This is a genomic window from Meiothermus sp. (genome assembly GCF_026004075.1).
GTDB lineage: Bacteria > Deinococcota > Deinococci > Deinococcales > Thermaceae > Meiothermus.
Genome location: NZ_BPIK01000001.1, coordinates 1,193,862 through 1,207,498 on the forward strand (window position 1 = coordinate 1,193,862; position 13,637 = coordinate 1,207,498).

Sequence of the window (13,637 nt, forward strand, 5' to 3'; positions counted from 1 at the left end):
GCCTTTTAGGCAATAAACTGACAGCCGAGGTGAGACGATGAACTATCCTACAGAGCTCAAATACACCAAGACGCACGAATGGGTTCGCCTCGAGGGCGACGTGGCCGTGGTGGGCATCACCGATTTCGCCCAGGATGCCCTGGGGGATGTGGTGTTTGTGGACTTGCCGCAGGTGGGTAAGGCCGTAGAGGCCGGGTCGGCGGTGGCGGTGGTGGAGTCGGTCAAGACCGCCTCCGACATCTACGCCCCGGTAGCCGGAGAGATTCTCGAGGTCAACAGCGCCCTTTCCGACAAACCCGAGCTTATCAACCAGTCGCCCTACGGCGAGGGCTGGCTGTTCAAAATGAAGATAAACCCGGCAGACCTGAACGGGCTCTTGTCGGCGGCGGAGTATCAGGCCGTGGCAGAAAGCCAGTAACCCCCTAGCTAAAACTGTACAAGTGTCACTTTTTGAGCTGTGCTGGTTTGGGCTATCATGGCTCTGGTACAAGTAGCGCGCTGCTGATGGGAGAGATGGGCCCGTCCCACGCCGAAGGAGCAACCACCCCGGAAACTCTCAGGCAAAAGGACCACAGCGGCACAATCTGGAGAGAGGCGAGAACCGCCCGCCGACGGGATAACACTCTCAGGCAAAAGGACAGATGGGGTCAGTGGAGGAGACCGCATGACCCCTGAACGCAAACCCCGTTCCACCGATTTCTCGCGCCGCCACATTGGCCCCACCCCTGCGGACATCGAGCAGATGCTGCAAGCCGTGGGGGTTTCCTCGCTGGAGGAACTCATCCAACAGACCGTGCCGGCCTCCATCCGCGAGGCCGAGCCGCTCGACATTGGCCCCGGCCTGAGCGAGACCGAGATGCTGGCGCGCATGCGGGTCATCGCCAGCAAGAACCAGGTGTTTACCTCGCTCATCGGGCAGGGCTACTACGGCACCATTCTGCCCCCGGTGATCCAGCGCAACCTGCTGGAAAACCCGGCCTGGTATACCGCCTACACCCCCTACCAGCCCGAGATTAGCCAGGGCCGCCTCGAGGCCTTGCTCAACTTCCAGACCATGGTGGCCGACCTCACCGGTCTGGACATCGCCAACGCCTCCCTCCTGGACGAGGCCACGGCGGCGGCCGAGGCCATGGCGGTGGCCCAGCGCAGTTGCAAAGCCCCGCGCACGGCCTTTTTTGTGGACAGGAACGTGCACCCCCAGACGCTGGCGGTTTTGCAGACCCGGGCCGAACCCCTGGGCTGGCAGCTGGTGGTGGGCGACCCCGAGACCGACCTGAACCCGGAGGGGCTGTTCGGGGCGATCTTCCAGTACCCCGACACCCTGGGCCAGATCCGCGACCTGCGCGGCCCCATCGAGCGGGTTAAGGCGGCTGGCGGGCTGGCAGTGGTGGCCGCTGACTTGCTGGCCCTGACCCTGCTCACCCCGCCCGGCGAGCTGGGGGCCGATATCGCGGTGGGCTCGGCCCAGCGCTTTGGGGTGCCCATGGGCTACGGCGGGCCCCACGCCGGTTATATGGCGGTCAGGGACGCCCTCAAGCGGGCCCTGCCGGGGCGGCTGGTGGGGGTTTCGATCGACTCGAGGGGCAACCGGGCCTACCGCCTGACCCTCCAGACCCGCGAGCAGCACATCCGCCGCGAAAAGGCCACCTCCAACATCTGCACGGCGCAGGTGCTGCTGGCGGTGATCGCCTCGATGTACGCGGTCTACCACGGGCCCGAAGGCCTGCGCGAGATTGCCCAGAGCGTGCACGACAAAACCGCGGTGCTGGCCGCGGGCCTGAAGCGCCTGGGTTTTGAGCGGGTCAATGCCCACTTCTTCGATACCCTGACCATCCGGGCCGAGGGCCGGGTAGAGGAAATTTTGGCCGAGGCCCGCCGCCGCCGCATCAACCTGCGCAAAGTGGACGAGGCCCACATTGGCATCGCCCTCGACGAGACCACCACCCCCGAGGTCATCGAGGCGGTCTGGCAGGCTTTTGGGGGCGACTTCAAGTACCAGGACTTTGTCCCCGAAAACCACCTACCGGCTGCTTTGCAGCGCACCAGCCCCTACCTGACCCATCCGGTCTTCAACCGCTACCACTCCGAAACCGAGCTGATGCGCTACATGCGCCGCCTGGCCGACCGCGACCTGGCGCTCGACCGCGCCATGATTCCCCTGGGCTCCTGCACCATGAAGCTCAACGCCGCGGCCGAGATGATGCCCATTAGCTGGCCCGAGTTCGCCAATTTGCACCCCTTTGCACCCGCCGAGCAGGCCCAGGGCTACCATGAGCTCTTCGAGACCCTGAGCCGCTGGCTGTGTGAAATCACCGGCTACGACGCGGTCTCGCTCCAGCCCAACTCCGGGGCCCAGGGCGAGTATGCCGGGCTGCTGGCTATCCGGGCCTACCACCGCTCGAGGGGTGAGGGGCACCGCAACGTCTGCTTGATTCCTTCCTCGGCCCACGGCACCAACCCGGCCTCGGCCCATATGGCCGGGATGGAAGTGGTGGTGGTGGCCTGCGACGCGCAGGGCTACGTGGATCTGAACGACCTCGAGGCCAAAGCCAAGCAGCACGCCGACAGACTGGCGGCGGTGATGGTCACCTATCCCTCCACCCACGGGGTATTTGAGGAGAAGATACGCGAGCTGTGCGAAATTGTGCACCGCTATGGGGGACAGGTCTACCTGGACGGAGCCAACCTCAACGCCCAGGTGGGGCTGGCCAAACCCGGCCACTACGGGGCCGATGTCTCGCACCTCAACCTGCACAAGACCTTTGCCATCCCCCATGGCGGCGGTGGGCCGGGGATGGGCCCCATCGCGGTCAAGGCTCACCTGGCCCCTTTCTTGCCGGGGCATCCCGTGCTCGACGGTGGGACGGCCCCGGTGGGGCCGGTGGCGGCGGCCCGCTACGGCTCCGCCTCGATTCTGCCCATATCGTTCGCCTACATCTGGATGATGGGCAGCGAGGGGCTCAAGCGGGCTACCGAGGTGGCCATCCTGAACGCCAACTACATTGCCAGCCGGCTCGAGCCCTACTTTCCGGTGCTTTATAAAAACGAAAAAGGCCGGGTGGCCCACGAGTGCATCCTCGACCCCCGGGCCTTCAAAACCCGCTGCGACATCACCGCAGAGGACATCGCCAAACGCCTGATTGACTACGGTTTCCACGCCCCCACCATGAGCTTCCCGGTGCCCGGAACCCTCATGGTGGAGCCGACCGAGTCGGAGTCGAAGTACGAGCTTGACCGCTTTATTGACGCTATGATTGCCATCCGCCAGGAAATCGCCCAGATCGAGCGCGGCGAACTCACCGCCGAGGAAAGCCCCCTGCGCCATGCCCCCCACACCGTGCTGGACATTGCTGACGAGCACTGGAACCGCAAGTACACCCGCGCTCAGGGCTGCTTCCCTGCCGGCCAGTCGGCCATGGATAAGTACTGGAGCCCAGTTAACCGGGTCGATAATGTCTATGGCGATCGCCACATCGTTTGTTCCTGTCCGCCGGTGGAAGAATACGCGTAGGGGTTGATACCGTTTCCGCTTGAATCTGAATCCTTCACCGCTATGCGTAGCCAAAGGCGAAGGATTCAAGGGATTCAAGCCGACCGAAGGGAGTAGAAAAGCATTTCGGCAGTATTGTTTTCAAAAGTGAACGATACTGCCGAAATGCGTATTGAGTGGCCCGCCAATCTCCAGCGCGAGGTTTTACCCCGGCTAAGGCAGGTTCGAACACTCGCAAATGAGCTGGTGTGATGCCGGAAAACGCGGTGCTAGAGAAAATCACCCAGAATGCGCTCCACCTGGTCGGTTTCGATTAGAAAGGCATCGTGACCGTGCGGGCTGTGAATTTCGCGGTAGATGCCGCCGCTCAGAGCGGCCATCTCACGGACTTCCTGGGCGGTATAGAGCACATCGGTATTGATGCCGACGAACAGGCTGGGGATATGCTTTAGCTGGCGCAGGGCTGCCTCGAGGCTCCCACGTCCGCGGCCCACATCGTGGGTATCCATAGCCTCTGAGAGGGTTAGGTAGGCGTTGGCATCGAAGCGTTTGGCGAATTTTTCGCCCTGGTACAGCACATAGCTCTCCCCTCGCTCCGGGTGCTGCTGCCAGCGCAGCCGGAAGGAATCGGGGGAGCGAAAAGAGAGCATGGCAATGGCCCGGCCGAGCTGAAGCCCCAAGGGCTGTTCGGTGTAATAGCCGCCTCGGTAGCCGGGGTCGGCCAGCACCGCCTCGCGCGAGAGTCGGTTGAAGGCCCGGGCCCAGGGGCTGTGCACCGGCGGCGCGGCCAGCACCACCATCTTGTTCACCCGTTCGGGGTACAGCAGGGCAAACTCCAGCGCCACCATGCCCCCCAGGCTGCCGCCCAGCAGGGTCACCTGTTCGATACCCAGAAAGTCCAGCAGCTTGGCCTGGGCTCGAGCCAGGTCGCGCACGGTGAGCTTGGGAAACTCCGGGCCATACGGGCGACCGGTCTCGGGGTTCTGTGAGAGCGGGCCGGTTGAGCCGTAGCAACTGCCGATGTGATTGGCGCAGATAACGAAATATTTATCGGTATCCAGCATCCGGCCCGGCCCGGCCAGCTCGTCCCACCAGCCATCGGGCCCGAAGGCCTGATCCAGTTTGGGCAGGCTGCGCAGGGTTTCCTGGGTATAGGTTCCGGCCAGATGTGCCGAGCCTGTCCAGGCGTGGAAGACCAGCACCGCGTTGCTGCGCTCAAAGTTAAGCTGGCCGTAGGTCTCGTAGCGCATGCGCAGCTCGGGCAGCACGCCGCCGTACTCGAGGCGGAACCCGCCTGCCACCAGGGCCTGGGCCGGTACCGGCGGCGGCACCCGGCCCCGGCTTTTGGGCGGCTTGATCAGCAGGGCTTCGTGGTCGCCCCAGGCTTCTTGAATAAGCAGATCAGTCATCTTATGCGCCCTCGGTACGCTGCAACGCGGGGTCAGACGCCCACCCTCGAGCGCAGGGCTTGTTTGAGATCAGCTTGGATGTCTTCGATGGCTTCCAGTCCCACGCTAATCCGCACCAGCTCGGGGTTGACCCCAGCGCGAACCTGCTCCTCCGGCGATAGCTGGGAATGGGTGGTGGAGGCGGGGTGAATTGCCAGGGTGCGGGTATCGCCCACATTGGCCAGGTGGGAGACCAGCTCGAGCCGGTTAATAAAGCTCTTGGCAGCCTCGTACCCACCCTTGAGACCGAAGGTAAGCACCGAGCCTGGCCTGCCCTTGAAGTACTTCTGGGCCTTGGCGTAGCTGGGGTGATCGTCTAGGCCGGGGTAGTTGACCCAGGCTACCTCGTCCTGCTCACGCAGCCAGTGGGCCAGGGCCAGGGTGTTCTGCACGTGCCGCTCGGAGCGCAGCGAGAGGGTCTCGAGGCCCAGGAGCAGCAAGAAAGCCTCGAAAGGCCCCAGGCACTGCCCCTGATCGCGCAGGCCGTCCACGCGGGCCTTGATGATGAAGGCCAGGTTGCCCAGGGCCTTGTGCAGCTCGAGGCCGTGGTAGCCGGGCTGGGGCTGGGTAATCAGGGGGTAGCGCCCGTTGTCCCAGTTGAAGTTGCCCCCGTCCACAATCAGACCGGCGATGGCCGCACCGTGCCCCCCGATCCACTTGGTGCCGGAGTGGGTTACCACGTTGGCCCCCCACTCGATGGGGCGGAAGAGATAGCCCCCGTGCCCAAAGGTGTTGTCCACAATCAGGGCGATGCCCTGCTCCTGGGCGGCCTGGGCGATGAGTTCGAAGTCGGGGATGTTGAGGGCTGGGTTACCCAGCGACTCCAGGTACCAGAAGCGGGTTTTATCGTCGGTCAGGCGGATAAAATCGTCCACGCTCTCCGCGCTGTCGGTAAAACGGCTTTCGATGCCGAGCCGGGGCAGCGTCACTTTGAACTGATTGATGCTGCCACCATAGAGGTTGGGGGTAGAAACAAAATTATCGCCGGCCTGAGCGATGTTTGTGATAGCCAGGAACTGCGCGGCATGGCCTGAGCTGGTAGCCAGGGCTGCCACCCCCCCCTCGAGGGCCGCGATGCGCTTCTCCAGCACATCGGTGGTGGGGTTCATGATGCGGGTGTAGATGTTGCCGAACTCCTGCAACCCAAAGAGCCGGGCAGCGTGGTCGGCATCCTTGAACTGATACGAGGTGGTGGCGTAGATGGGTACCTGACGGGCCCCGGTGGTGGGATCAGGGCTATAGCCGGCGTGCAGTTGCAGGGTTTCGAAACGGTGTTTTTGTGACATGCTGCTCTCCTACCGTCTGGTGGACAGGGGCCAGAGCCGTCTGTCCTAAAGGGTTTGTCCGCGTGGGATTTGGGGCGCTTTTGGTAGGAGTTTTGCTATAGCAAAACCCCCTACCAGACGTTCTTTTATGACTGGAAGGGGGTACGGCTTGTGCGTTCCCTTCTCTTATCTTTCCCAGCTGCCAGGCTATGCCTAGCCTCGAACATTGTGTGCCTACAAAGTTCGGCAGTTGGGCCGGAATTAGCACCGTGCAAAAAGCTTTCTGGTGATGATCAGAAACTTTTTGTGGGTTGCTGCGACTTCACAGGGCCGAATCCCTCCATCGCTCTGGATAAAAGAACTTTCTGATTTTGGCCGCGCCCCAGCGCGGATAGAAGTGAGTGTAGATAGACAACCGGTGTATGTCAAGCCCGAAGCCTGCGGGGCTTTGGGTAGGTTTGACACAAAGCGGACTGACCTCTAAAATACCGATTGCTGTCCTGCGGGATTCGCAGCAAGCGATTCCGAACGACTGATCCGAACTGGGGCATCGTCTAATGGCAGGACAACGGTCTTTGGAACCGTCGGTCGTGGTTCGAGTCCACGTGCCCCAGCCAGCAACAGGGCGCCAAAACCCGAGGGTGAATATCCCTCGGGTTTTGTCTTTTTTGGGTGATTCTGTGGTTTGTGGGTTCAGGTTTTGGCCCGCGGCGGCTCTCCACGTCCACTGCCCAGCCCTGCGGCTTGAGCAAGATGCTGGCTTGGAAAAGGCTTTGGTTTTACAAGCTGTGATATTTGGGGCTAGGGCCTGGCGTTCGGTTTGGTACTATTTGACCTATATGGCGGACGCAGTGCCAAGCAATAAAGTGTTGGTGGTTACCTCGAGCCAGACCTTACGCGCATTACTCGAGCTGGTTATAGAGGAGCACGGTATTGAAGTTCAATTCCACGAGACAGCTAAAGAGGGCCTGGATTACCTGAAAGCGCACACCCCCCGTGCAATTGTGCTGGACGATGCAATAGAAATAGATCCTTTCTCAATCGCTTCCAGGCTCAAAATGAGCCGCCGACTGAGGGAAGTGCCGGTCGTGCTCCTTACCACTGATGGAGACGAGCGAACCAAGCTAACGGCCGAGTTCGCTAGAGTCGATCACGTGATTTCTAAACCGGTAGACCGTAAGGCATTTTCTAACATCCTTCGCCACCTGCCACAACAGCAACCCAGCGCATAGGAGTGAGAAATACCTCAGCTGATCCACAACTGTAACCCGGTGTGAATGTAGCTTTTTTACCCTGCGCAGAATACGGCATCGCCTGCTGCTGTTTTGGGGTCAAGCTGTGAGCAGAATCGGACAATTTGTGGCTTTTTGCCAAAACTGCTCTTACAAACCCTCTAATCTACTGCTGCTAAACTGAAGCACGTGCATAGATTGATCCGAGTTTTGCGGGTGGTCATATTTGCAGGGATTCTGGGGGTTCTTGGGGCTGGGGGATATGTATCCTGGTTGCTGCTGCGCGACCTGCCCAGCCTCGAGACCCTCGAGGATCTGCGTTTTACAGCAACCTCAACATTTTTTACCCGCGATGGCATACCCATCGCCGACCTGGCCTCGGTAGAGAATGGACGCGCTATTGCCCGGCAGCTGGTACGGTTATCCGAAGTATCGCCAGCTGCAGCCGTAGCGGTAGTGGTTTCGGAGGATCAGCGTTTTTTTAGGCACTACGGTATAGATTTTATCCGCCTGCTGGGTGGCCTGTACTACACCTTCCGTGGCGACCTGCAGGGGGGCTCCACCATCACTACCCAAGTGGTTAAAAACACCCTGCTCAAGGATCTGGCCTTTGAGCGCAGGGGTATAAGCGGCCTCGAGCGTAAGCTCAAGGAGTTTCCACTGGCCATCCAGGTCGAGCGGCGCTACTCCAAAGAAGAAATTTTGGAAATGTATTTGAACGTGGTGCCTTGGGGGGGGAACGCACAGGGAATATGGGCGGCTGCCCAGGCCTATTTTGGCAAGGAACCTTCCGAACTCAACCTGGCCGAGGGAGCTTATCTGGCCGTTCTGATACCTGCGCCCAACACCCGCTACCTGGACTTTAGCGCAGCCCGGCGCCGCATGAAGGTTCTGCTCAGCAATATGGTTTCGGAGGGGTGGGTTAGCCAGGCCGAAGCGGATGCGGCTTGGCGCTACAATTTAGTGCCCAAGGGCTGGGAAGTGGTCTACGACGAGAACGGTAACCTAAAATCGGCCAAGCTTGTTGACCCCAGTGTTCGCATCGTACCTGAGCGAAATGTACGCCTGGCCCCTTACTTTGTGTACGAGGTACAGCGCTACTTGAAAGAAAAACTTGGCGCAGACAAGCTCCGCGATCAGGGGGGCTTGCGTATCATTACTACCCTCGACCTCAGAATGCAATCCGCTGCCGAAAAGGCCGTTACGGGTCGTCGCCTGCCCGACCAGGCGCAGCTGGCCTTGGTGGGCCTCGAGCCCAATTCGGGCGAAGTGCTGGCTATGGTGGGGGCACGCCCTGGCACCGAAGGTGAATTTAATCGGGCTACCCAGGCCTGGCGTAGCCCCGGCTCGGCCATCAAGCCATTTACCTATGGTGTGGCCCTGGAGGCTGGCTGGACGCAGGCCACTACCGTGCGGGACTCGCCGGTGGAGTACCCCACACCCAGGGGCGTATGGCGACCCAAAAACTTCGATGGAACCTACCTCGATCGCCCGGTCAGCATCCGCTATGCCCTGGATCGATCTTTGAACCTGCCGGCCATTCGTACGGCAGAGGCCATCGGGGTTCAGCGACTGGGCGATAAACTCCGGGCTGCTGGCTTTCGCCTGACCAACAATATGGCCGTGCTGGCTAACGCGATTGGTGGAGGGGCTGATATTACACCCATGGGCCTAGCAGCGGCTTACGCCAGCTTTGTCAATGGCGGCTACCGAGTCGAACCACAGCTTGTGCTTCGTGTAGAGGATAGCAATGGTCGCATAATCTTTCAGCCTGAACCCAAAAAAGTTTTGCTCTGGACGCCACAGGTCGCCTACCAGATATGGGACATGCTTAAAGGCTACGTTTACGATGTGCCCCCTGGGTTTCGCTCGAGCCTGGCAGCAGGGGCCCGAATTCCTGGTCGCATTGTCGGCGGAAAAACGGGAACCAGCGACGAGGCCATTGACCTGTGGTTTGCAGGAGCGACACGAGGCCTGGTAGCCACCCTGTGGATCGGCCGGGACGACCACAAACCCCAGCGTATGGGCGGCGTAGAACCGAGCAGTTCGATGGTAAACCCCCCGATCTGGCGCGACTTCGTAGAACAGGCACTGCGTGGCCGCCCGACGGGTGATTTTCCGCAGCCCTCGGGACTGGTCTTGGCCAACTTCGACTTGCTTACCGGCAACATAAGCTCTAGTGGTGTAGCAGCGCTGTTTCCTGCCCGCCAGCTACAGCGTATCCAGGCTTCCAATACCCAGCCTGCCGTGCTGGATGCCCCACCACAACCCACCTACATCACGCGTCCGGGCCCGGCAGTGGCCTCGGGCAAGGCCTACCTTACCATCGCGGTAGACCGTGTGACCAACTGCTTGGCTGCCCCAGACACCCCTACCGAACGGGTGGTATGGCTGCAAGTTTCGGAGGGTGGGATTGGCGAGTACCAATGTAACTGAGGGTGATTGGCACAAAGATCACCCCAGCCTGAAAAGCACCCTTGCGAAGCCGGCAATGATGTCACCCACAGGGCTCACTCCTCAAAAATCGTATGCCGTGCTACACTGCCTTCTAGCAGCTTTCTTAGGGTGCGTATTGTGCCTTTGCGTGTAGATGTGTTACACTAACGTTTGTGTTTTGTGGCCTGCACCCCAGGTGTGCCCCACAAAAAGCGTAAGAGCCAGCCGCCGCAGGGATTTTTTTCGCCTGCGGAAGAACCCTGTTAGCTTACGAAAACCCCCTAACGACCCCAAGCATGTCGTAGCTGCACCGACTGGGTGCAGACAAGAGCCCACGGGTTATGAGGTGTTTTGATGAAGATAGAGCGGTTCGGCAAGATTAAAGAAGTTATTCCCCTTCCACCCCTCACCGAGATCCAGGTCGACTCTTTTGCCAAAGCCTTACAGGCCAATGTTCCCCCTTCCAAAAGGGAGAACATTGGGCTGCAAGCGGCCTTTAAAGAAACCTTCCCAATTGAAGAAGGGGAGAAGGGGCGAGGGTTGGTGCTGGATTTCCTCGAGTACCGTCTGGGTGAACCACCCTTCGGTCAGGATGAGTGCCGTGAAAAAGACCTGACCTACCAGGCCCCCCTTTACGCCAAACTGCTGTTGGTGCACAAGGACACAGGCCTTCTCAAAGAAGACGAGGTTTTTCTGGGTGATCTGCCCCTCATGACCGAAGACGGCTCATTTATCGTCAACGGTGCAGACCGGGTGATCGTTTCGCAGATTCACCGTTCGCCGGGGGTGTATTTCACCGCCGACCAGGCCCGTCCCGGCAAGTATGTGGCCTCGGTTATTCCCCTGCCCAAGCGCGGCCCCTGGATTGACCTCGAGTTCGAGCAGTCCGGTGTGGTAGTGATGAAGGTCAATAAGAAGAAATTCCCCCTGGCCCTTTTGCTAAGGGTGCTTGGGTTCACGGCCGAAACCCTGAGCAAGGAGCTGGAAGGTTACCCCGATCTGCTGCCAGGCTTGCTGGAAGCCCAGTTTCGGGGTACCAAGGCCCTCGAGATGGGCATAGACGAAGCCCTCTTGAAGCTCTTTACCGAACTGCGCCCGGGTGACCCGCCCAAGCGCGACAAAGCCATCACCTACCTGCACTCGCTGTTGTCCGACCCCCGCCGCTACGATCTGGGAGAAGCCGGAAGGTACAAAGCTCAGCAGAAACTGGGCATTCAGCTATCCGGCCGCATGCTGATCAGGTTCGAAAATGGCGAGTTCAAAGACGAAGCCCTGCTGCCGGTACTCAAATACCTATTTGCCCTGCAAAGCGGTGAAACTGGCTACGAGGCCGACGACATCGACCACTTGGGTAACCGCCGCATTCGCACCGTAGGCGAGCTGCTGGCCGACCAGTTCCGGGTGGGGCTTTCGCGCCTGGCTCGAGGGGTGCGCGAGCGTATGCTCCTGGGGACACCCGAATCGGCCACCCCGGCCAAGCTGGTCAACAACCGCCCGCTGGTGGCGGCCATCCGCGAGTTCTTTGGTCGTAGCCAGCTCAGCCAGTTCAAAGACCAGACCAACCCACTCTCCGAATTGCGTCATAAGCGCCGCATCTCCGCCCTGGGGCCGGGCGGCCTGACCCGCGAGCGGGCAGGCTTCGACGTGCGCGACGTCCACCGTACCCATTACGGCCGCATTTGCCCTATCGAAACCCCCGAAGGCGCCAACATCGGTCTGATTTCTTCGCTGGCCTCGTTTGGCCGCATCAACGACCTGGGCTTCATCCTCACGCCTTACCGCAAGGTGGTCAACGGGCGGGTCACCGATCAGGTTGATTTCATGACCGCCACCGAAGAAGACCGCTACGCCATTGCCCAGGCCAACACGCCGCTCAAGCCCGACGGCCACTTCGATACCCAGCAGGTGGTGGTGCGCAAGAAGGGTGAACCGATTGTCATGCGCCCTGAAGAAGTGGAATACATGGACGTTTCACCCAAGCAGATTTTTTCGGTGAACACCAACCTGATTCCCTTCCTCGAGCACGACGACGCCAACCGCGCCCTGATGGGTTCCAACATGCAGGCCCAGGCGGTGCCGCTGCTGCGCGCCCAGAGCCCGGTGGTCATGACTGGAGTGGAAGAACGTGTGGTGCGCGACTCCCTTACTTCGTTGTACTCCCACGTAGATGGGGTGGTGGAGTACGTAGACGGCTCCAAAATCCTGGTCAGGGGCGAAGATAAAGGCCTGTACGAATTCAACCTGCGCCGCTTCACTCGCTCCAACCAAGGAACTGCCCTTGACCAGCGTCCCCGTGTTTCCAAAGGCCAAAAAGTACGCAAGGGCGATCTGCTGGCCGATGGCCCGGCCTCTGAAGAGGGCTATCTGGCCCTGGGGCAGAACATCCTGCTGGCCATCATGCCCTTCGACGGCTACAACTACGAAGACGCAATTGTAATCTCCGAAGACCTTCTGCGCCGCGACTTCTACACCTCGGTGCACATCGAGCGCTACGAGATCGAGGCCCGCGACACCAAGCTGGGCCCCGAGCGCGTAACCCGCGATATCCCCAACCTATCCGAGGCCGCCCTGCGCGACCTTGACGAGGACGGCGTGGTGCGAATTGGGGCCGAGGTTAAGGCCGGGGATATCCTGGTGGGCCGTACCAGCTTCAAGGGCGAGACCGAGCCCACCCCCGAAGAGCGGCTTTTGCGCAGTATCTTTGGTGAGAAGGCCCGTGATGTGAAGGATACCTCCCTGCGGGTGCCGCCCGGCGAAGGGGGCATCGTGGTGCGCACCCTGCGCCTGCGCCGCGGCGACCCCGGTGTGGAACTCAAGCCTGGCGTGCGTGAAGTGGTGCGGGTGTATGTGGCCCAGAAGCGCAAGTTGCAGGTGGGCGACAAGCTGGCCAACCGCCACGGTAACAAGGGCGTGGTCTCCAAAATCTTGCCACCCGAGGACATGCCGCACATGCCCGATGGTACGCCGGTGGATATCGTGCTCAACCCGCTGGGTGTGCCCAGCCGTATGAACCTGGGCCAGATTCTGGAAACCCACCTGGGCCTGGCAGGCTACGAGTTAGGCATCAAGTTTGTAACGCCGGTTTTTGATGGTATTACGGAGGACGAGATCAAGCAGTTGCTGGGCAAAGCCTTCGATAAGAAGTGGGAGGCTCGCACCAAAGCCGGTTTTGGCCTGGATAACCGCGAGCGGGAGGTGCTGGCCCGGGCGGCGAAGCTGGGGTTGGTGAGCGCAGACGCCAGTGAGGTGGAGCAGCTCCGCGAGGTGTTCCAGCAGGGCAAGAGCGTGCTTTACGACGGCCGCACCGGCGAGCCCATCGAGGCCCCAATTGTGGTGGGCGTGATGTACATCATGAAGCTTTACCACATGGTGGAAGATAAGATGCACGCCCGTTCCACTGGCCCCTACTCCCTCATCACCCAGCAGCCCCTGGGCGGTAAGGCACAGTTTGGTGGACAGCGCTTCGGGGAGATGGAAGTTTGGGCGCTCGAGGCCTATGGGGCGGCCCACACGTTGCAGGAGATCTTAACCATCAAGTCCGACGATATCGAAGGACGTAATGCGGCTTACGAAGCGGTGGTGAAGGGCGAGGATGTGCCCGAGGCCAGTGTGCCGGAAAGCTTCAGGGTGTTGGTGAAGGAGTTGCAGTCGCTGGGCCTGGATGTGGAGACCTACGACGAAAATTCCCGCAACCTGGACATCTTTGAAGGGTTGGCCAGCAGGCGTTAATTGTGGATTGAATTCCTGGTGCGAGACAGTAAGCACA

7 protein-coding genes, 1 tRNA gene and 2 riboswitches are annotated in these 13,637 nt (G+C 60.6%); of the genes, 6 read left to right on the forward strand and 2 right to left on the reverse strand.

From position 1 onward, the window contains the following. The first annotated feature begins 37 nt into the window (after nt 1–37). On the forward strand, nt 38–418 hold the full coding sequence (gene gcvH / locus Q0X18_RS05750) for a glycine cleavage system protein GcvH (RefSeq protein ID WP_297559636.1): 381 nt from the start codon (nt 38–40) through the stop codon (nt 416–418). Between the two features lie 77 nt (nt 419–495). After that, a riboswitch (glycine riboswitch) is annotated at nt 496–581 on the forward strand. An 83-nt stretch (nt 582–664) separates the two neighbouring features. Then, the gene (gene gcvP / locus Q0X18_RS05755; protein ID WP_297559638.1) at nt 665–3,511 is read left to right on the forward strand and encodes an aminomethyl-transferring glycine dehydrogenase; all 2,847 of its coding nucleotides are present in this window, start codon (nt 665–667) and stop codon (nt 3,509–3,511) included. Between the two features lie 248 nt (nt 3,512–3,759). On the opposite strand, the gene metX is transcribed toward gcvP, so the two are convergent. Continuing rightward, the gene (gene metX, locus Q0X18_RS05760) at nt 3,760–4,899 is read right to left on the reverse strand and encodes a homoserine O-acetyltransferase (protein WP_297559640.1); all 1,140 of its coding nucleotides are present in this window, start codon (nt 4,897–4,899) and stop codon (nt 3,760–3,762) included. A gap of 32 nt (nt 4,900–4,931) precedes the next feature. Next, nucleotides 4,932–6,224, reverse strand: coding sequence for an O-acetylhomoserine aminocarboxypropyltransferase/cysteine synthase family protein (locus Q0X18_RS05765; protein WP_297559642.1), 1,293 nt, complete (start codon nt 6,222–6,224; stop codon nt 4,932–4,934). 162 nt (nt 6,225–6,386) lie between these two features. After that, a riboswitch (SAM riboswitch) is annotated at nt 6,387–6,562 on the reverse strand. A 184-nt stretch (nt 6,563–6,746) separates the two neighbouring features. On the opposite strand from Q0X18_RS05765, the gene Q0X18_RS05770 reads away from it, so the two are divergent. The 4 genes from Q0X18_RS05770 (at nt 6,747) to Q0X18_RS05785 (ending at nt 13,600) form a co-directional block, all read left to right on the forward strand. Beyond that, nucleotides 6,747–6,820, forward strand: a tRNA-Gln gene (locus tag Q0X18_RS05770). A gap of 144 nt (nt 6,821–6,964) precedes the next feature. After that, nucleotides 6,965–7,435 (forward strand): PleD family two-component system response regulator, encoded by a 471-nt coding sequence (locus Q0X18_RS05775; RefSeq protein WP_297559644.1) that lies wholly within the window; start codon nt 6,965–6,967, stop codon nt 7,433–7,435. Nucleotides 7,436–7,624: 189 nt separating this feature from the next. Further along, nucleotides 7,625–9,871 carry a transglycosylase domain-containing protein gene (locus tag Q0X18_RS05780; protein ID WP_297559646.1) on the forward strand — a complete coding sequence of 749 codons (2,247 nt, stop codon included), beginning with the start codon at nt 7,625–7,627 and terminating at the stop codon, nt 9,869–9,871. A gap of 354 nt (nt 9,872–10,225) precedes the next feature. Continuing rightward, nucleotides 10,226–13,600 (forward strand): DNA-directed RNA polymerase subunit beta, encoded by a 3,375-nt coding sequence (locus Q0X18_RS05785; protein ID WP_297559648.1) that lies wholly within the window; start codon nt 10,226–10,228, stop codon nt 13,598–13,600. Nucleotides 13,601–13,637 lie beyond the last annotated feature (37 nt).

Bases quoted from the DNA above. Each gene is read 5' to 3' on its own strand.
- gcvH (WP_297559636.1), top strand. From the start codon at position 38: ATGAACTATCCTACAGAGCTCAAATACACCAAGACGCACGAATGGGTT.
- gcvP (WP_297559638.1), top strand. From the start codon at position 665: ATGACCCCTGAACGCAAACCCCGTTCCACCGATTTCTCGCGCCGCCAC.
- metX (WP_297559640.1), bottom strand. From the start codon at position 4,899: ATGACTGATCTGCTTATTCAAGAAGCCTGGGGCGACCACGAAGCCCTG.
- Q0X18_RS05765 (WP_297559642.1), bottom strand. From the start codon at position 6,224: ATGTCACAAAAACACCGTTTCGAAACCCTGCAACTGCACGCCGGCTAT.
- Q0X18_RS05785 (WP_297559648.1), top strand. From the start codon at position 10,226: ATGAAGATAGAGCGGTTCGGCAAGATTAAAGAAGTTATTCCCCTTCCA.